General features: G+C 49.1%; 18 protein-coding genes. 12 read left to right on the forward strand and 6 right to left on the reverse strand.

What is annotated here, in order from left to right:
- Positions 1-310 precede the first annotated feature (310 nt).
- Positions 311-1,270, reverse strand: coding sequence for a site-specific tyrosine recombinase XerD (gene xerD, locus C8275_RS04915; RefSeq protein WP_022385656.1), 960 nt, complete (start codon positions 1,268-1,270; stop codon positions 311-313).
- 70 nt (positions 1,271-1,340) lie between these two features.
- Here xerD and aroQ point away from each other — a divergent pair, with 70 nt between their 5' ends.
- The 5 genes from aroQ (at position 1,341) to C8275_RS04940 (ending at position 5,593) form a co-directional block, all read left to right on the forward strand.
- The gene (gene aroQ, locus C8275_RS04920; protein WP_106484322.1) at positions 1,341-1,772 is read left to right on the forward strand and encodes a type II 3-dehydroquinate dehydratase; all 432 of its coding nucleotides are present in this window, start codon (positions 1,341-1,343) and stop codon (positions 1,770-1,772) included.
- 30 nt (positions 1,773-1,802) lie between these two features.
- Complete coding sequence (gene pyk / locus C8275_RS04925; RefSeq protein ID WP_106484323.1) at positions 1,803-3,275, forward strand: pyruvate kinase; 1,473 nt, start codon at positions 1,803-1,805, stop codon at positions 3,273-3,275.
- Positions 3,276-3,292: 17 nt separating this feature from the next.
- Positions 3,293-3,925, forward strand: a complete 633-nt coding sequence (locus tag C8275_RS04930; RefSeq protein WP_106484324.1) for an O-methyltransferase — start codon at positions 3,293-3,295, stop codon at positions 3,923-3,925.
- A gap of 109 nt (positions 3,926-4,034) precedes the next feature.
- Positions 4,035-4,370: a 30S ribosome-binding factor RbfA gene (rbfA, locus tag C8275_RS04935; RefSeq protein ID WP_022385652.1), complete on the forward strand. Its 336-nt coding sequence runs from the start codon at positions 4,035-4,037 to the stop codon at positions 4,368-4,370.
- Positions 4,367-5,593, forward strand: coding sequence for an FtsX-like permease family protein (locus C8275_RS04940; protein WP_106484325.1), 1,227 nt, complete (start codon positions 4,367-4,369; stop codon positions 5,591-5,593). The genes rbfA and C8275_RS04940 overlap by 4 nt, the downstream gene beginning before the upstream one ends.
- A gap of 22 nt (positions 5,594-5,615) precedes the next feature.
- Here the strand turns inward: C8275_RS04940 and C8275_RS04945 are convergent, their stop codons facing one another.
- Positions 5,616-6,476 (reverse strand): esterase family protein, encoded by an 861-nt coding sequence (locus C8275_RS04945; RefSeq protein ID WP_106484326.1) that lies wholly within the window; start codon positions 6,474-6,476, stop codon positions 5,616-5,618.
- Positions 6,477-6,805: 329 nt separating this feature from the next.
- Between C8275_RS04945 and C8275_RS04950 the strand changes: the two genes are divergently transcribed.
- From C8275_RS04950 to C8275_RS04975, 6 genes are all read left to right on the forward strand, one after another.
- Positions 6,806-7,402 carry a porin family protein gene (locus C8275_RS04950; RefSeq protein ID WP_106484327.1) on the forward strand — a complete coding sequence of 199 codons (597 nt, stop codon included), beginning with the start codon at positions 6,806-6,808 and terminating at the stop codon, positions 7,400-7,402.
- A gap of 317 nt (positions 7,403-7,719) precedes the next feature.
- On the forward strand, positions 7,720-8,523 hold the full coding sequence (locus C8275_RS04955; RefSeq protein WP_022385648.1) for a glycosyltransferase family 2 protein: 804 nt from the start codon (positions 7,720-7,722) through the stop codon (positions 8,521-8,523).
- 34 nt (positions 8,524-8,557) lie between these two features.
- Positions 8,558-9,352, forward strand: a complete 795-nt coding sequence (locus tag C8275_RS04960; protein WP_234395706.1) for a glycosyltransferase family 2 protein — start codon at positions 8,558-8,560, stop codon at positions 9,350-9,352.
- A 50-nt stretch (positions 9,353-9,402) separates the two neighbouring features.
- Positions 9,403-10,410, forward strand: a complete 1,008-nt coding sequence (locus C8275_RS04965) for a glycosyltransferase family 2 protein (RefSeq protein ID WP_106484329.1) — start codon at positions 9,403-9,405, stop codon at positions 10,408-10,410.
- 8 nt (positions 10,411-10,418) lie between these two features.
- A complete protein-coding gene (locus tag C8275_RS04970) occupies positions 10,419-11,594 on the forward strand; it encodes a glycosyltransferase (RefSeq protein WP_106484330.1) in 1,176 nt (391 codons plus the stop codon).
- 41 nt (positions 11,595-11,635) lie between these two features.
- Positions 11,636-12,781, forward strand: coding sequence for a glycosyltransferase family 1 protein (locus C8275_RS04975; protein WP_106484331.1), 1,146 nt, complete (start codon positions 11,636-11,638; stop codon positions 12,779-12,781).
- 101 nt (positions 12,782-12,882) lie between these two features.
- On the opposite strand, the gene C8275_RS04980 is transcribed toward C8275_RS04975, so the two are convergent.
- From C8275_RS04980 to C8275_RS04995, 4 genes are all read right to left on the reverse strand, one after another.
- On the reverse strand, positions 12,883-13,719 hold the full coding sequence (locus C8275_RS04980; protein ID WP_106484332.1) for a glycosyltransferase family 2 protein: 837 nt from the start codon (positions 13,717-13,719) through the stop codon (positions 12,883-12,885).
- Positions 13,720-13,731: 12 nt separating this feature from the next.
- Positions 13,732-15,570 carry an ABC transporter ATP-binding protein gene (locus tag C8275_RS04985; RefSeq protein ID WP_106484333.1) on the reverse strand — a complete coding sequence of 613 codons (1,839 nt, stop codon included), beginning with the start codon at positions 15,568-15,570 and terminating at the stop codon, positions 13,732-13,734.
- Positions 15,571-15,697: 127 nt separating this feature from the next.
- Positions 15,698-16,030, reverse strand: coding sequence for a helix-turn-helix domain-containing protein (locus tag C8275_RS04990; protein WP_106484334.1), 333 nt, complete (start codon positions 16,028-16,030; stop codon positions 15,698-15,700).
- Between the two features lie 8 nt (positions 16,031-16,038).
- The gene (locus C8275_RS04995; RefSeq protein ID WP_106625730.1) at positions 16,039-16,380 is read right to left on the reverse strand and encodes a type II toxin-antitoxin system RelE/ParE family toxin; all 342 of its coding nucleotides are present in this window, start codon (positions 16,378-16,380) and stop codon (positions 16,039-16,041) included.
- A 254-nt stretch (positions 16,381-16,634) separates the two neighbouring features.
- Here C8275_RS04995 and C8275_RS05000 point away from each other — a divergent pair, with 254 nt between their 5' ends.
- A complete protein-coding gene (locus tag C8275_RS05000; RefSeq protein ID WP_106484335.1) occupies positions 16,635-17,153 on the forward strand; it encodes a sigma-70 family RNA polymerase sigma factor in 519 nt (172 codons plus the stop codon).
- Positions 17,154-17,932: the final 779 nt, after the last annotated feature.

The following is a 17,932-nucleotide window of genomic DNA, read 5'->3' on the forward strand; positions in this document are numbered from 1 at the left end:
ATTTTTTTACTTCAATCTTTATTTTGTGGTATAAGGAATCTTAAAATGCGTCTTTTTTCCTTTAGTTTATGTTCAAAGCGGCTTGATGTCGTCACTTTTAGGGTACTTTGGAGAAAACTGAAGTCCGGTATTTGGAGGTCTCAAAGGAGTCTTTTCGCCTGATTTTTACTGACGGCAATAGCTCCCATTTGTTTTGAAGGCTCTGGTTTTGTTCGCCTTTTTTACAATCTCCGGTCTGTCTGTTCCCGAAGTCTCCGGTGATGGCGGAGGTTCTGTTGTTTGTCCGGGGATTTTCTTGGGCGAAAGTATGTCAGGGGTGTTCGTTTTCATCGTTGTTCTTTCGGAGGTTACGGGGGTGATGCTCAAGGATTGCTTCGCGAAGCATGCTGCGGTCGATGTGCGTGTAGATTTCCGTAGTGCCTATGGATTCGTGTCCCAGCATCATTTGGATGGCACGCAAGTTGGCTCCACCTTCCAGCAGATGGGTGGCGAAAGAATGGCGGAAGGTATGGGGGCTGACCGTCTTATGTATGCCTGCCTCTTCCACCAGCAGCTTGATGAAGTGAAATACTGTGATGCGGGAAAGCTTTGTGCCACGGCGGAAACTCAGGAAGACAAAGTCTTCGTGTCCGGGCTTGATATTGTCCATTGCCGAACGTTGTTCCAGGTAGAGTTGCAGCTCATTGATGGCCCGTTGGGAAATGGGAACCAGACGCTGCTTGCTCCCCTTTCCTTCCACGCGCAGAAAGCCTTCGTCGAAATAGAGGTCTGAAAGGCGGAGAGAGCAGACTTCCGAGACCCGGAGCCCGCAGCTGTAGAGTGTCTCGATGAGGGCACGGTCGCGCTGGCCTTCCGTCTTTGACAAGTCGATGGCGCCCTGGATGCGATCAATCTCTTCCACCGTCAGCACGTCGGGCAGGTGCATGCCCAGTTGGGGGGATTCGAGCAAGGTGGTCGGGTCATCGTCTATGTAGTCTTCCAGAACGAGGAAACGGTAGAAGGAGCGGATGCCTGAGAGGATGCGTGCCTGTGAACGTGGATGGATGCCGATGTCTTTCAGTCCGGCAGCAAAATGATGGAGGTCTTCGAGGGTGACGTCGAACACATGGATATCTTCTAAAGTCAGATAGGACAGGAGCTTGTCCAAGTCGGTCAGATAGGCTTCTATGGTGTTTGCCGACAATGATTTTTCAAGTTGCAGATACTGTTTATATTTCCTAATGAGGAGGTTGTTTTGCTCCTTCTTATCGATTTTTTCCTTGCATTCCATTTCTTTTTCCTAACTTTGTACCCAAATTTTCTTCTGCAAAAATAGAACAAAACTCCAAAGTAGACAGGCAATGAAAATACAAATTATCAACGGCCCTAACATAAATTTATTGGGCAAACGCGAGCCTTCCATCTACGGCGCGGTTTCGTTTGATACTTATTTGGAACAACTACGCCAACGCTACCCCGACATCGAGTTGGACTATTACCAATCGAATGTGGAAGGGGAACTCATCAACAAACTTCATGAAACGGGTTTCGATTATGACGGTATTGTGCTCAATGCCGGCGCTTATACCCATACATCGATTGCATTGCAGGACGCCATTCGCGCCATTACGGCACCGGTGGTGGAGGTACATATATCTAATGTACACCGTCGGGAAGAGTTCCGCCACAAGTCGATGATATCCTGTGCTTGCCTCGGAGTCATCTGTGGCTTCGGGCTCAATTCTTACCGGCTTGCCATTGAGGCGTTGCTGGATTCCTGCCCGACAAAATGAATCTATAAAAACGAGATATACGAAAAACCTATGATGCTAAAAAAGACCAAAATCGTAGCGTCAATTTCCGATTTGCGCTGCGAGGAAGATTTTATCAGAGACTTGTTTAACGCCGGCATGAATGTCGTCCGTATGAATACGGCACATGCCAGCCGCGAAGGATTCGAAAAGCTGATTGCCAATGTGCGGAAGGTTTCGAACCGAATCGCCATATTGATGGATACCAAAGGCCCGGAAGTGCGTACGACCGACCTTGCCGGGGGAGAACCCATTGCCTTTACAACGGGTGACCGGGTGAAAGTGACCGGTAATCCGGGCAAGGAGACGAACCGTGAATGTATCTCCGTGTCCTATACTAACTTCGTGCATGACTTGAATGTCGGAGAGACCATCCTGATTGACGATGGTGACTTGGAACTTTCGGTGATTGCAAAGGACGAAGCTGCCAATGAGCTGACTTGCGAGGTGAAGAATGAGGCAACCTTGGGCAACCACAAGAGTGTCAATGTTCCCGGTGTCCGCATCAACCTGCCTTCGCTCACGGAGAAGGACCGCAACAACATCCTCTATGCCATCGAGAAAGATATAGACTTCATTGCTCACTCTTTTGTGCGCAACAAGCAGGATGTGCTCGATATCCGCAAGATTCTGCACGAGCACAACAGCCGCATCAAAATCATTGCCAAAATCGAGAATCAGGAAGGTGTGGACAACATCGACGAAATCATCGAGGTGGCTGACGGTATCATGGTGGCACGTGGCGACCTGGGTATCGAGGTTCCGCAAGAACGCATACCGGGTATCCAGCGTGTATTGATCCGGAAGTGTGTCATGGCACGCAAACCGGTCATCGTCGCTACCCAGATGCTTCATACGATGATCAAGAATCCGCGTCCGACCCGTGCTGAAGTGACGGACATTGCCAATGCCATCTATTATCGTACGGATGCCTTGATGCTGAGCGGAGAGACTGCCTATGGCAAATATCCGGTGGAAGCGGTGAAGACCATGGCGAAGATTGCCGCACAGGCTGAAATAGACAAACTCTCGGAGAACGATATCCCCATTCCACTTGAAGATAACTGCGATGTGACCGAGTTCCTCGCCAAGCAGGCTGTCAAGGCTACGGAAAAAATGAACATCGGTGCCATCATCACCGACAGTTTCAGTGGATATACGGCACGCAACCTGGCTGCCTTCCGTGGTAAGAACCCGGTGCTTGCCATCTGCTACAATGAGAAGACCATGCGCCACCTGGCATTGTCCTACGGAGTGGAGGCCATCTACATGCCGGAACAGCCCAACGGACAGGCATACTATTTTGCCGCGTTGCACAAGCTGTTGCAGGATGGTGTCATCCGTGAAAATGAGATGGTGGCTTACCTTAGCGGTGGCAAGCAGGGCACTCATACCTCTTACCTGGAAATCAACCAGGTGGGTGACGTGCTGAAGTATGCCGAGGACGACGAATACATCCTTCCGAACCGGAACAGATATCTGTAAAGTAAATCCTGAGACTTATGGATGAATCCATTGAACGCTATATCCTGGACCACATTGACGACGAAGGTGACTATCTGCGTGCACTCTACCGGGACACGCACGTGAAGCTGCTCCGTCCGCGTATGGCTTCCGGGCATTTGCAGGGACGCATGCTCAAGATGTTCGTGCGCATGATACGTCCGCGACAGATTATCGAGATAGGGACGTACAGCGGCTATTCCGCACTTTGTCTGGCCGAAGGGCTGGAGGAAGGCGGAATGGTGCATACGTTCGAAATCAACGATGAGCAGGAGGATTTCACCCGTCCGTGGCTGGAAGGTTCACCGTATGCCGACAGGATCAAGTTCCATATAGGCGATGCGCTGGAACTGGTGCCACGCCTGGACCTGCATTGTGACATGGCGTTCATGGACGGTAACAAACGCAACTACATCGACTACTATGAGATGTTGTTGCCTCGGCTCCCTTCCGGTGGATATATTCTGGCTGACAATACCCTGTGGGACGGGCATGTGCTGGAACAGGCACAACCGTCAGACCGTCAGACCATCGGTATACAGGCGTTCAATGACCTGGTCGCTGTCGACAACCGGGTGGAGAAGGTGATTCTTCCATTGCGGGACGGGCTGACCATCATCCGTAAAAAATGAATATCACAGTTGACAAGTGGACGAGTCTACAAACGGGATAAGGCTTTTCTGTCAGTGAAAGGATTATCGGCTTGTCTGCTTGCCAACTGATTTAAATACCTTAGTATATATGGAAACAACCAGACAGAACAAAATCGCGCGCTTGCTTCAGAAGGAGTTGAGCGACATCTTCCAGAAACAGACCCAGGCGATGGGAGGCGTGCTGGTGTCGGTGAGCGTCGTACGCATCAGTCCTGACATGAGTGTGGCACGTGCTTACCTGAGCATCTTCCCTTCGGACCGCGGACAGGAAATTCTGGACAATATCAATGCTCACGCCAAAGCCATCCGCTTCGAACTGGGCAACCGTGTCCGCCATCAGCTGCGCATCATTCCTGAATTGCGCTTCTTCATCGATGATTCATTGGATTACCTGGAGAAGATTGATGAGCTGTTGAAAGAATGAATCTGCCCTTTTACATTGCGAAGAGGTATCTCTTCTCAAAGAAGTCGCACCATGCCATCAACATCATTTCCGGCATTTCCGTCTGTGGTGTAGCACTTGCCACATTGGCACTGGTGTGCACCCTGTCGGTGTTCAACGGATTTCAGGAACTGGTGGCAGGTTTCTTCACCTCGTTCGACCCGGAGCTGAAAATCACGGTCAAGGAGGGCAAGGTGTTCGATTCGCAGGATGAGCGGCTTGCCCGTGTCAAGGCATTGCCCGATGTAGACGTGTTCACCTGTACCTTGGAGGAGAATGCCATGGTGCAGTATAAAAACAAGCAGGCGATGGTGACACTGAAGGGGGTGGAAGACAACTTTGAGCAGCTGGTCGCCATCGACAGTATTCTGTACGGTCGGGGGAAGTTCATGCTCCATGATGAAGTGGCGGATTACGGGATTCCTGGCATTCAGCTGACTTCGGTCTTGGGCTCCGGCCTTGCTTTCGTCGACCCGTTGGAGGTCTATGCTCCCAAACGGAACGCCAAGGTCAATCTGGCGAACCCGTCGGCTAGTTTCAACCGTTCCTATCTCTATTCACCCGGAGTGGCTTTCATTGTCAACCAGCAGAAATACGACGATGCCTACATCCTGGTGTCACTCGATTTTGCGCGGCGTCTCTTCGACTATACCACAGAGGTGTCTGCCGTGGAACTGAAGTTGCGTCCGGGCAGTTCGACTGGAAAAGTCAAAGAGGAAATCAGTCGCATCCTGGGGGATGGCTTCGTGGTGGCAGACCGCTATGAGCAGCAGGCCGACGTATTCCGTATTATGGAGATAGAGAAGCTGATTTCCTACCTCTTCCTGACCTTCATCCTGATGATTGCCTGCTTCAATGTGATTGGCTCACTCTCCATGCTGATTATCGACAAGAAGCGGGATGTCGCTACCCTGCGCAACCTGGGAGCGAGCGATCACCTGATTGTGCGTATCTTCCTCTTTGAAGGACGCATGATTTCGCTTATCGGTGCGGTCATCGGTATCGTTCTCGGACTGGCTCTCTGCTACATCCAACAGCGTTTCGGACTGCTCACTCTGGGGGGCTCGACCGACAATTTCGTCGTGGATGCCTATCCGGTCAGCGTGCATGCTTCCGATGTCTTGCTGGTGTTTGTTACCGTGGTCGTTGTCGGCTTTCTTTCAGTCTGGTATCCGGTGCGTTACCTCAGCCGGCGTCTGCTTTGAGAGGGGATGTCGTATTGGGCGTTTATGAATCCTGTGGCAGGCACTGTGTGAAGTAGGTCAGTGCCAGGTCCAGCGAACCGTGCCAATAGTTCCAGTCATGACCTCCTGACCTGACGCGCATCTGGTAGCCGATGCCTTGCCGGCGGAAAGCCTTGACCAGGTCCATGTTCCCTTCCAGGGTGAAATCCTGGTCTCCACAATCCACAAACCATCGGACGGTCTTCCATGCCTGTACCTGTTGCGAGGAGGCGTTCTCTATCGTCCGGATTGGATTATGGTCCTCCACCACCTGTTGCCGCCATTCTGCTGACGGGTCGTTTTTCAGGAATTCGAGAGGTTGGCGTCGGAGGTATCCGCTCATGTCGAACACCATGCTGAACAGTTCGGGGTGATGCAGCCCATAGGCTACGGCAGCCCCACCTCCCATGGAGAAACCAGCCACGCCGCGGTGATTGCGGTCGGCTTTTACCCGATAAGTGCGCTCGATGTAGGGAATAAGTTCCCGGAAAAAGTAGTCTTCATAGGTCCAATGAGGCGCATTGAACCAAATCATGTTGTCCTTGCAGGCTTCCGGACAGACAATAATCATTTCCTCCATTTCTTTCCGTGCCACCAGGCTGTCCACGACGGCCTGCAACCGTCCGTTCTCTTCCCATTCCGTGTGGTGGCACCCTCCGCCATGCAGCAGGTAGAGCACCGGATAGGTCCGTTCCTTTTGGAAATCATAACTTGCCGGGAGGCAGACGGAGTATTCCCGTTCCGTAATTCCCTGCAACAACTTGCAGGGCATCACCCGACGTTCAATCCGACATCCTGCCGACAAATTGACGGTCAGCAGGAAGGCTGTCAGAAAAGCCAGAAACAATTTGGATGAGCAATTCATAGATGTTGAGAGATTCATGCCGCAAATGTAACAGGAAGTTTTGGATTCTCCATTTATTTCCCGGTGAAGAGTGATTCTTTTGGATGGTAAATTCTTGTTGTTTCGTTTCCTTCGTATGTTGTAATCCTGTAATGCTTGATAAGCTTACAGCTCCGATATAGAAAAGGATTGTTCTATAGCATAATATTGATTTTTTACCAAAATATACAGTATCGGATGTAAGGAATATGGAAAATTGATATACCTTTGTAACCATCAATCTTCCGATGTCTGTCTGAACTGTTAGCTGTCATGTCGGCCGATTGTCTGAATCGTAAAAACAGAATATTATGAAGAAGTTTTGGAGTATCCTGCTGATTGTGGCCGCACTTTGTGTGGCAGTTCCTTCACACGCCCAGTTCCAATGGGGTGTGCGCGGTGGTGTAAGCTTGGCGAAAGCATCCTTTAAAGGTGGCAATCTGAAATCAGACAATTTCACAGGTTTCTTTATCGGCCCGACGGCAGAGTTCACCATTCCCCTGGTGGGACTGGGCATTGACGGTTCCTTGCTCTATTCGCAGACCGGACTGAAGGGAGATGATGAAACGATGAAGCGCCGTTCGTTTGAAATTCCCATCAACCTGAAGTATAACATCGGCTTGGGCAGCATGTTGGGCGTCTATATCGCGGCTGGTCCCCAATTTGGTTTTGGACTGAACGACGATGAAGTTCAGATGGAGGATGGCGGCAAGTTTGCTTTCAAGAACTCCAACCTGAGTCTGAATCTCGGAGCCGGTCTTAAGATTCTCCGCCATCTGCAGGCCGGTGTCATCTATAACATCCCGTTAGGCAAGACCGCCGAATATGAGGGTGTCTTGCAGGCCGGCGAAGATGCTTTGTCCGCAAAATTGAAAACTTGGCAGATTTCCGTTGCCTATATGTTCTGATGCATCGTAGGCCCAGGTGCACTTGAGAGATTGTCGGGAGGACTTTGTCTCAAGTGCATTTTTAACATTTGATGATGCAGTGTTTTTCTCTATTATACATTTATTGCATATAAAGACATGTACCCCTCAGCTGTCAAACTGCTCATTTTTAGCAGTAGCAAGACCGCTGGAGTGAAAAAACGGACTTGAATCAGTCCGGGTCTTTATATTATATGTATCTTTGTGCACTTTTCAACAGGTCCTTCTGCTGAAAGAGTGTATGAAAAGTGTGAGATACTAACGGATACATCAATTGTTTTTTATTAGAAAAATATTCTATGTTTGTTTCGGTACTAATCTCTACGTATAACTGGAAAGATGCGCTGGCTCTTTGTGTCCGTAGTGTATTCCGTCAGACAGTCAAGCCTGCCGAGATTGTCATTGCGGACGACGGTTCGCGCGACGATACGCGTGAGATGATCGAAGAGCTGCGCCAGGAAACAGACATACCCATTGTTCATGTGTGGCACGAGGACCGAGGCTTCCGCAAGACGGAAATCCTCAACAAGGCCATCATGAAAGTCTCTCATCCTTACATCATACAGATTGACGGCGATGTCGTACTCGACAAGCATTTCATAGCCGACCATCTGGAGCTGGCCGAGAAAGACTACTTTGTCTGCGGTAGCCGTGTCGGTGTCGATCCCCATCAGACGGAACGTTTCTTCAAGACGAAGGGTAAGTTCCGCCCCTACTTTTTTCAGCTGACGTTCATGTATATGCTCAACTCCTTCCGTTCCAAGTGGGTACGCCGTTACCTGGAGAAACGCTATTTCCCGAAGAACATCAAGCGCCTGCGTGGGTGCAACATGGCATTCTGGAAAGAGGACCTCCTGAAGGTCAACGGTTACAACGAGGACCTCACCATGTGGGGACAGGAAGATACTGAAATAGCCTACCGCCTGATATTTGCCGGAGTGAAGAAAAAGTTCCTCAAGGCAGGCGGGGTGGAGTATCACCTCTATCACAAGCCCGCCTCCCGTGCCAACCTGGAGTTCCATAACCGGGTGCTCGACGAGGTCATTGCCGAGCATCGTTCCTGGTGTGAGAATGGGATTGTGAAAGGGAAGAAGGAGAGATGATGCGGACGAATCGAAGAAACTCAAAATGGAATGTATGCAGCTTAGCACATCCTTGATTATATCTACCTACAATTGGCCGGAAGCGCTTTCTCTTTGTCTGGAGAGTGTGCTGCATCAGACCGTGCTTCCCGACGAGGTGATCATTGCTGACGACGGTTCGCGTGATGACACACGTCGGTTGATCGAGGCATTCCGCCAACGGTGTCCCGTGCCGCTGCTTCATGTCTGGCATGAAGACGACGGTTTCCGCAAGACACAAATCATGAACCAGGCCTTTCTGCAAGTTTCTCATCCTTATATCATTCAGATTGACGGTGACATCATCCTGAACCGTCATTTTGTGGAAGACCATCTCCATTTTGCACGGGAAGGAAGTTTTGTCACAGGCAGCCGGGTTGTCATTGGCAAAGAGCTGACCCAACGCCTGCTCAGGACACATCGGTGGAGATTTTCGCTGTTCACTCCCGGACTTCACAACCGCCTGAATGGTTTGCGGCTTCCGTTTCTGACAAAGAGCCAGGAGAACTACCGGCAACATGACACACTCTATGTGCGGGGCTGTAATATGGCCTTTTGGCGAAAGGACATTTTTGCAGTCAATGGCTATGATGAGGCCATTACCGGATGGGGACGTGAAGACAATGAACTCGCCGAGCGGCTGATCAATTCCGGTATTCGCAAACGCGTCATCAAATTTTCCGCCATTGCTTTTCATCTTTACCATGAATGGCGGTCACGCGGAAGCGTGGAGCGTAATGATGAAATCCTCCACTCGACCATGACGCAGAAACGAACACGTTGCGAACGGGGAATTGACGGGCATACTTGAGCTGAAAACAAACACTAAACTATTCTAATCTAATTCTCTAAATCCATCCTATGAATACAGGAGACAACACATCTTATCCGTTAGTTACAATTGTTACCATTACCCGGAATCTGCTTAGGGAGAAACGTGAAGCATATGCCAAGGAATGCATCGAAAGTGTGCACCGCCAGCGTTATCCTTCCATTGAGCATTTGGTGATTGACGGTGCGTCGGACGACGGTACGCTTGAATTTTTGCAGCCTTATGTGGAAAAAGGATACATAAAGGTATACTCAGAACCGGATAAGGGTATTTATGATGCCATGAACAAGGGATTGGCAAAAGCAAAAGGGAAGTATGTGAATTTCCTGAATACCGATGATTTCTTTCACAATCCGTTGGCTGTTCGTCTGAGTGTGGAACAATTGGAGAAGGAGGGCGCAGACTACTCTTTTGGGAATGCGGTCTTGAAATATCCGGATGGAAAAGAAGTGGTATGGACCGGCGATTTATCCCGTTTGCCGTGGGCGTCCCATTATTGCCACCAGACGATGTTTGTCCGTACGGAACTGTTGCGTAGTCTGGGTGGATTTAATCTGGACTATAAGGTTTCGGCAGATACGGAAATAATGATTCATCTGTGTGCCCTGGATACCCGTTTCGTGGTGGTGAATGATGAGTTGGTGACTTATCGGGTCGGAGGGTATTCCTCACAATGCCAGCATCAGTCGCGCATCGACCATTCAACCGCTTTTTATCTGTATATAGGACAGCATGTAGGGTTGAGCCAACATGATTGTTTCTTGCTTTGGGACAGACGCTTTTTCGAAGAACTGGCTCCTGACGCACAGTTGGATCTGATATGCAGGGTTCCTGCCCGGTACGGGCAACATGCCTTGATTGAAGAGTACGTCCGGCGTATGCAGGTGCGTCAGCATTCGGACAAGCGGTATTACCTGTTCGGCTTTCTTCCCGTTTTGAAAAGCCGCATGAGAGGCAACAAGACCAAGTATTATCTGTTCGGTGTGCTGCCGTTGTGGAAAGTCAAGGAAGCAGGTTGTCCTGTATTTGCGAAATAATAGATGCCATGATGAAGAAAATCTTATTTGTTTATCCGCACAACTTCCTGGAGCATACTATGGGTACAAATACCCGTATTCGTGCATTGGCACGGGAATTATGCCGGATGGGATACACGATTGACCTGTATGCGTTAAGCAACTTTGTGTCCCGGTATGATGGATTTGCGGCATTGAATAAAGAAGAGTCACTGGTGGACAAGCTTTATCTGTATGATTATGCTGAAGTCCGCCGGTATTCCAAACGGAAGAGACGCCTTAACAGGTTGTTGGGACGCCATCGTCAAGAGATGCTGGACAATTGGGTAACTCCCGGTATGGTGGAGCAATTCAATGAGATAGTGTCTGCCGGAGATTATACGCATATTGTCATGTTTTATGCTTATACGGCCGATTTGCTTCTACCGGAAAATTATCGGGGACATGAAGGCGTCTGCAAGATTTATTTCATGGAGGACCTTTTGTCCGTAGGAGCCTATGTATCCGGACAAAGTAGTGCGATCGGGAGTTTGCTTGATGATGAAATGAAGCGTATATCCGTTTTTGACCGCATTGCCTGCATTTCGTACGATGAGAAAATATGGATCGAGAAGCTGATGAAAGGTCGGCATCACGTAGACTTTCTTCCTCATATTGTGGAGCGTAAGGTGGTGGAGACATCGGAACCGGATACGTTGAAGCACCCTCGTGTGGTGTTTGTGGGGTATGACAATCCTTATAACATAGAGGGGATGAAGTGGTTTCTGCAGGAGGTATATCCCAGCCTGTCGCCAGAAGTGGAACTGACCGTGGTCGGCAAGGTCAACAGACATCTTCATGTTGAGTACCCGAATCTGCATCAAATAGATTATGTTCCCGATTTGGATGAGATGTATCGGCATACGGATATCATCATCTGTCCCTTGTTGAATGGAACCGGGATGAAAATCAAGGTCGTTGAGGCGATGAGTTATGGCATACCTGTGGTCTGTACGTCAAGGGGAGTTGACGGTTTGCCGGATAAAACGCGCAATGGCTGTCTGGTGGCCGATGAGGCAGCTGCATTTGCCGGACATATCAACCGGCTGGTGTGTGATACGGCCTTCTATAAGCAGTGTCAGCAACAGGTAAAAGACTATTTCTCGACAACATTGGATTGGAGCAGGCATAAAGATACATTGCTCCATCTGTTCCGGGAAGAATGAAGCCTTTTTGAAGATAACCAACACTAAACTAGTTTATAATTATGCATAGACTATTCTATTCTTTGTTTTTGAGGAATGAGCATAAGCCGCATGTGCTCTATGATTATCAGGCTTTCCAGATGCAGCGGTTTGGAGGAATATCCCGTTATTTCTGTGAAATCATCCGCCGGCTGCACCTCAGTTATGACATTGCGATACGCTATACCATCAATTACTACCTGACGACCTGGAACCTGGGGAAGCACCGTGTGCCGATCTTCCGTTTCCTCTACAAGCATTATGGTGAGTGGTGCAAACACAAGAACTACCGTCTGTCAATCCGTTCCCTGAGAGAGCAGACCAACTATGTCTTTCATCCTACTTATTATGACCCTTATTTTCTCAAATACATTGGGAAGGCACCTTATGTCATAACGGTGCATGACATGATTCATGAACGCTTTGCTGACTGTATTCCGGATGCCGAGCGGTACATCCAGGAGAAGAAAGAGGTTATCACCCGCGCTTCCCGCATCATTGCCATTAGTGAGAATACCAAGAAGGATATTGTGGAGCTGTTGCATATAGCCCCGGAGAAGATTGACGTCATTTATCACAGTACCAGCATGAAGCCGCATACCGGTAGATTCAATCTGAAATTGCCTGAACATTTCGTCCTGTATGTAGGGGAACGCTCCTTGTACAAGAACTTCTGGCGTTTCATGAAGGCATTTGTCAAACTGCGTGAGGTATATCCTGATTTATATGTGGTGTGTACCGGTCGCAGGTTTGATGCCCAGGAAAGGGCTGCCATCGAAGAGTTGGGCTTGGGGGAATGGCTTCTCTGTCTTAAGGCTTCCGACAAGGAGTTGGGCGAACTATATGCTCGTGCCCTCTGTTTTGTTTATCCGTCCTTGTATGAGGGTTTTGGTATACCTATACTGGAGGCTTACGCCTGTCAGTGTCCGGTAGTTCTCAGCAATACAAGCTGTTTCCCGGAGATTGCAGGAGAGGCCGGTTGCTATTTTGACCCCTATTCTGAGGATTCGATGTTTGAGGCAATTCGCTCCGTATTGGACAGTCCGCAAAAGCGTGAGGAACTGGTGCGTCTGGGCAATGAACGGTTGAAACTGTTCTCATGGGACAAGGCAGCTGAGGCTACGGAGGCTGTCTATCGGAAAGTGCTGGAAGAATACCAACGGAAATGAGCCTCACAATGTGAGGATGTTGAAAACTGTCTATCTGATTCCCGGTAGGAATATACGTGCAAATCGTCTGTTCCTACTGGGAATCATGGCATTTAGCCGGTTCAGGACGATTTGCGGCATGCCTTCCAGATATCTTTCCACATGAATTTGAAGGCATTCCTTAGCAGCTTGATGTCCCGTTGGATGGGAGGCAGGGACAGGGCTTTCTGTATTTTCTTTTCCAGCTTTTCATCAAACAGGTAGTAGGCGTCATGATTGCATATCTCTGCCTGTACGCGGGGAGGGAGCAGGGCATCGATGACTTCTTTTCTTTCTGCGTCGTTCAGGCGCGCACTCTTCTCATTGCTCGATATGCCTCCCAGGTAAAAGGTGGAAATCACGATGTCAAGCGGAACGTAGGAACGGTTGTGCAGCACCCATTCCTGCAGAAAGTATTCCCAGTCAGACACGATTTTGTGTTGCTCGTTGTATGGACGTTCTTTCAGAAGAGCGGAACGTGTGAAGGTGGCTTGATGCATGATGGAGTCTTCCAGGAGGAAGCGGACTGACATTTGTTGAGGGGTCTTTCGCAGGGTTGATTTTCCGTTGCGGTTCAGCATGGAGTGTCCGACATAGAAATCTTCTCCTTTTAATAAGGGAAGGGCTTCTGCCAGTACCCCGTCATTGTAGAGCTCATCTCCCGAATTCAAGAACAAGACATATTCTCCACCGGCGATGCGTATTCCTTTGTTCATGGCGTTATAGATTCCCTTGTCGGGTTCGCTTATCCATTGGCTGACGCCGGCCAGTCCTTCGATATATTCTTTGCAGCCATCCGTGGAGCCACCGTCGATGATAATGTACTCAAACTCCTTGCAGGTTTGTTGGAGGACTGAAGCAACCGTACGCTTCAGTTCCTCCAGGTTGTTCAGGCAGATGGTGATGATGCTCAGTTTCATAAAGGCATTCTTTTACAAACTCTGCATGTCGTTCAGTTTCTTGTAGTACCCGTTCAGTGCCAGCAGTTCCTCGTGGGTACCACGTTCCACGATTTCGCCTTCATAGAGTACACAGATTTCGTCAGCGTTCTTGATGGTGCTCAGGCGGTGGGCGATGGCGATGGTCGTACGCGACTTCATCAGGCGTTCCAGTGCCTCCTGTACCAGACGTTCAGACTCGGTGTCGAGTGCCGACGTCGCCTCGTCGAGGATGAGGATGGGCGGATTCTTCAGGATGGCACGGGCGATGCTCACACGTTGGCGTTGTCCGCCGGAGAGTCGGCCTCCGCGGTCGCCGATCATGGTGTCATAACCCTTTTCCGTCTCCATGATGAACTCATGCGCGTTGGCAATCTTGGCAGCCTCGATGACCTGTTCCATGGTCGCATTTTCCACACCGAAGGTGATGTTGTTGTAGAACGTGTCGTTGAAGAGGATGGCTTCCTGGTTGACATTGCCGATGAGCGAACGCAGGCTGCTGATGGACACATCCTTCACGTTCTTGCCGTCGATGAGCAGCTCACCTTCCGAGACATCGTGATAGCGGGGTACAAGGTCTACCATCGTCGACTTTCCGGAACCGGATTGTCCCACGAGGGCGACGGTCTTGCCTTTGGCTACGGTCAGGTTGATGTGTTTCAGGACAGGGCGTCCGGGGAGGTAGCTGAAGCCCACGTTGCGGAACTCCAGTTGTTCCCGGAACTCGTCGAGCGGTTTCGGTTGGGCAGGTTCCTTGATGGGGTTCTCGGCTTTCAGGATCATGTCGATGCGCTCCATGCCTCCCAGTCCCAGGGGGACGTTGTAGAACGCTTTGGCAAACTCCTTCAGCGGGTTGATGATGCTGTAGAGGATGACGAGGTAGAAGATGAAGGTGGCGGCATCCATCGGTGCATATTCCGTGTTCAGGATGAGTGAACCGCCGAACCACAGCACGATGACGATGACACACGTACCCAGGAACTCACTCATCGGGTGGGCAGAGCTTTGGCGGATGACCATCTCGTTCATGGCACGGCGGAACTCGTTGTTGGTCTTCTCAAAACGGTCTGCCATTTTCCGTTCGGCAATGAAAGCCTTGATGATGCGCAGTCCGCCCAACGTCTCGTCGAGCTGGGACATGATGTCGCCCCACTGTGACTGTGCTTCCGTGGACTGACGTTTCAGCTTGCGGCTCACCGTACCCATGATCCATCCTGCCAGAGGCAGTACCACGAGCACGAACAGGGTCATCTTCCAGCTGATGGTGAACAGGGTGATGAAGCACACGAGCAAGGCTATCGGGTTGCGGATCAGCATGTCGATGGAGCTGGTCAGCGAGTTCTCCACCACAGTCACGTCGGCACTCATACGGGCAATGATGTCACCCTTCCGCTCTTCCGAGAAGAAGCTCAGCGGCAGGCGCAGCACCTTGTTGTATACCTGGATGCGGATATCGCGGACGATACCGGTGCGGAGCGGTACCATGACGGCTGATGAGGCAAAATAGCCGGCCGTCTTGAGCAGGGTCATCACGATGAGGATGCACCCCATGATGATGAGGGTGATGAATGCGCCGTGCGTATAGATAATCTGGCTGATGTAGTAATAAGCATTGTTGATCAACACGTCCTTGTCCAGATGGTTCCACTCCATGGGGATGTACTCATAGGTCTTTGTGTCGATTTTGAACAAGATGTTCAGAATAGGGATGATAGCGGCAAAAGAGAATACGTTCAACCATTGGGAAACGAAGTTCAATATCAACGCCCAAGTCAGGTATTTGCGATAGGGCGCAATGTATCGCCTCATCAACGAAAAGAACTGTTTGATCATAAATGTCAGTGTATTAAGTTGGAATAACGGCTGCAAAAGTAGGAAAAAAACTCCAAATGCCCCAGAGAATCTTTGGGGGATTCACCGGACCAGGTGCATCCCCCTTGTTGTCGTGCCGTCTTTTCTCTTACCACAAAGCAACCTTTCCGGCTATTCCCAGATCGAGTGTAGCCGTTGTTATGCCCAGCGCTTGGAATACTCTGCTCATGGTAGAAAGAGTCATGGAGCTTTTACCGCTTTCCAACTTGCATATTTGAGAGCGTTTCACTCCTATCCGCTCTCCCAGCTCCTCCTGTGTAAGATTCTGTTGGAGGCGTGCCTTTTTGATAGCCTCTCCGACAAAGTAGGCTTGTATGTCCTCTTTGAGCTGTGCTTCCATTGCGTCACGTTCTGGAGTACCGATGGGTCCCCAAAGCTCATCTTTCATCTCGTCTGCTGGTGTGAAATTCATCTTTGCCATAACCTTTATTATTTTTTATCGTTAAAATATTCCTGTCTTATTCTCTCTGCCTTTTCTATCTCTTTTTTCGGTGTTTTCTGTGTCTTTTTCACAATTCCGTGTGTTACCATAACCAACACATTGATTTCATTATCCCAAAAGGCAAACAATCGGTAACAAATGCCATTAAAGAGCGTTCGCAGCTCCCATATCTCGGAGTTCTCTAACTTCTTAAAGAGTTCTTTATCCATAACGCCGCCTTCAACCTTGAAGATGTTGTAGTAAATCTTCTGTTGAGCCTTGAATGGTTGTAGCTTTATGAAGGCTTTTGCCTCATCGCTTAGTACTATCGTTATAGGATGTCCGTTCATGTCGTTTCTTAATTGCATCTGCAAAGATAAGATTTTTTGTTTCTAAATAGGTAAACAAATAAATTTGTTTCTGCCGGCTTTTGCTAAAAATTCAATCTTTTTGCTTCTGCTCTTTTGTGCACTTTATCAGTGTCTGATAGGTTACGCTGAAAAATATCCCTCCCGTCATTCGGAAATATTCCGAAAAGACCTACCTTTGCAGCATTCCGGAATTTCCGGAAGTTTTTTAGTGACACGAGAATCTTTAGGTACTTATGAAGCTCAACAGTCAACCAATGACCATCAACGAGGCATTCCGGTTGTATTATCGTCCGTTGTGTCTGTATGCTCTCCACTATTTAGGTGACACGGAAGAGGTCGAAGATGTAGTCCAGGATTGCTTCGTCGACTTGTGGGTCCGCATGAAGGCGGACCGGACTCCCATTGAAAACGTGAAGTCTTACATGTATTCCATGGTGAGGAACCGTTGCCTGGATGCCCGGAGCCCCGGGCTGGCTCTCAGAGACCTGCGTCCCCTTGATCTGGAGGAGCCCCTTACTGACGAAGAATGTGAGGAACGTTCGTTCGTCGAGGCTCGTCTGTGGACTGCCATCGATGCCCTTCCCACCCGTTGTCGCGAAGCCTTCCTGCTCAGCAAACGTGACGGACTGACTTATGAGGAGATTGCACGGAGGCTCGACATCTCCGTCAATACCGTCCGAAATCATGTGAGCAAGGCGCTCAAAATCCTGAAAGAGGGCGGACGGGCTGTCTATTATTTCTTTTTCGGCTGAATGGTTATCCGTGAATGGTTGACAGATTGCAACCCAGTCAGACAAATCCCTTTACAGAATTGATGAAAATGCCGTTCCCGGCTAACGCGTACTTTTGAAAAATCGGGCAAAGTAGGCTTTTTTAGGAATATTCATGCGAAACGGTTTGCATGGATATGTAGAAATCAGGGCAAAAACGAATAATTATACCGCGAAACAATATTGTTTCACTCTTCAAACAATATTGTTTGACGTCCCAAACAATATTGTTTCATCCGCCGAAGTCAACTATTCGGAAGAAAAAACACTTGATTTGCATTTCTGAAACACTATTTTAGAACTGTTTACCTCTAGTTTGTTGCCGGAAGCGTCCGATTGAGAGGTGTGAAAAGGTATGGTCTGTTTCCTGATATTGTTCCCGTATGATGTCCCGTGAGTCTGTTTTCGTGCTGTTTGGATGTCGCATGAGTGGATAGGGTGTCAATGTGTATTTCGCGAATCGCCCGAGAAGGCCCTCCGAATCCATCAAGCCGTATTTTGGTGCGAGGAATGCATTTTCAGAGGGGTTCATTTGACGTTTTGACACTTTGACAAAGGGAGAGTGGAAGAATGGATGTATTTGCATGTGTGCTTTGAAGTAATAAATTGAAAGGATGTGTTTTCTTCTGTTTTGATAGAAAAATGACGCTTTTTATCTCTGTTTGTAGTCTTTGTGTTTTTATTTTCCGCCTTTATTGTGTATGTGGAAGAGAATATCTAATTTTGCGCCCGCTTTGGAAAAAGGAAAATGTTTTAAATTG

Origin of the sequence: Bacteroides sp. Marseille-P3684 (assembly GCF_900291465.1) — a bacterium.
In the GTDB taxonomy this organism is placed as follows: Bacteria; Bacteroidota; Bacteroidia; order Bacteroidales; family Bacteroidaceae; genus Phocaeicola_A.

What these genes read in the sequence shown, in the direction of transcription:
- xerD (WP_022385656.1), bottom strand. Translation starts at nt 1,270, where the DNA reads ATGGAATGCAAGGAAAAAATCGATAAGAAGGAGCAAAACAACCTCCTC.
- aroQ (WP_106484322.1), top strand. Translation starts at nt 1,341, where the DNA reads ATGAAAATACAAATTATCAACGGCCCTAACATAAATTTATTGGGCAAA.
- pyk (WP_106484323.1), top strand. Translation starts at nt 1,803, where the DNA reads ATGATGCTAAAAAAGACCAAAATCGTAGCGTCAATTTCCGATTTGCGC.
- C8275_RS04930 (WP_106484324.1), top strand. Translation starts at nt 3,293, where the DNA reads ATGGATGAATCCATTGAACGCTATATCCTGGACCACATTGACGACGAA.
- rbfA (WP_022385652.1), top strand. Translation starts at nt 4,035, where the DNA reads ATGGAAACAACCAGACAGAACAAAATCGCGCGCTTGCTTCAGAAGGAG.
- C8275_RS04940 (WP_106484325.1), top strand. Translation starts at nt 4,367, where the DNA reads ATGAATCTGCCCTTTTACATTGCGAAGAGGTATCTCTTCTCAAAGAAG.
- C8275_RS04945 (WP_106484326.1), bottom strand. Translation starts at nt 6,476, where the DNA reads ATGAATTGCTCATCCAAATTGTTTCTGGCTTTTCTGACAGCCTTCCTG.
- C8275_RS04950 (WP_106484327.1), top strand. Translation starts at nt 6,806, where the DNA reads ATGAAGAAGTTTTGGAGTATCCTGCTGATTGTGGCCGCACTTTGTGTG.
- C8275_RS04955 (WP_022385648.1), top strand. Translation starts at nt 7,720, where the DNA reads ATGTTTGTTTCGGTACTAATCTCTACGTATAACTGGAAAGATGCGCTG.
- C8275_RS04960 (WP_234395706.1), top strand. Translation starts at nt 8,558, where the DNA reads ATGCAGCTTAGCACATCCTTGATTATATCTACCTACAATTGGCCGGAA.
- C8275_RS04965 (WP_106484329.1), top strand. Translation starts at nt 9,403, where the DNA reads ATGAATACAGGAGACAACACATCTTATCCGTTAGTTACAATTGTTACC.
- C8275_RS04970 (WP_106484330.1), top strand. Translation starts at nt 10,419, where the DNA reads ATGATGAAGAAAATCTTATTTGTTTATCCGCACAACTTCCTGGAGCAT.
- C8275_RS04975 (WP_106484331.1), top strand. Translation starts at nt 11,636, where the DNA reads ATGCATAGACTATTCTATTCTTTGTTTTTGAGGAATGAGCATAAGCCG.
- C8275_RS04980 (WP_106484332.1), bottom strand. Translation starts at nt 13,719, where the DNA reads ATGAAACTGAGCATCATCACCATCTGCCTGAACAACCTGGAGGAACTG.
- C8275_RS04985 (WP_106484333.1), bottom strand. Translation starts at nt 15,570, where the DNA reads ATGATCAAACAGTTCTTTTCGTTGATGAGGCGATACATTGCGCCCTAT.
- C8275_RS04990 (WP_106484334.1), bottom strand. Translation starts at nt 16,030, where the DNA reads ATGGCAAAGATGAATTTCACACCAGCAGACGAGATGAAAGATGAGCTT.
- C8275_RS04995 (WP_106625730.1), bottom strand. Translation starts at nt 16,380, where the DNA reads ATGAACGGACATCCTATAACGATAGTACTAAGCGATGAGGCAAAAGCC.
- C8275_RS05000 (WP_106484335.1), top strand. Translation starts at nt 16,635, where the DNA reads ATGAAGCTCAACAGTCAACCAATGACCATCAACGAGGCATTCCGGTTG.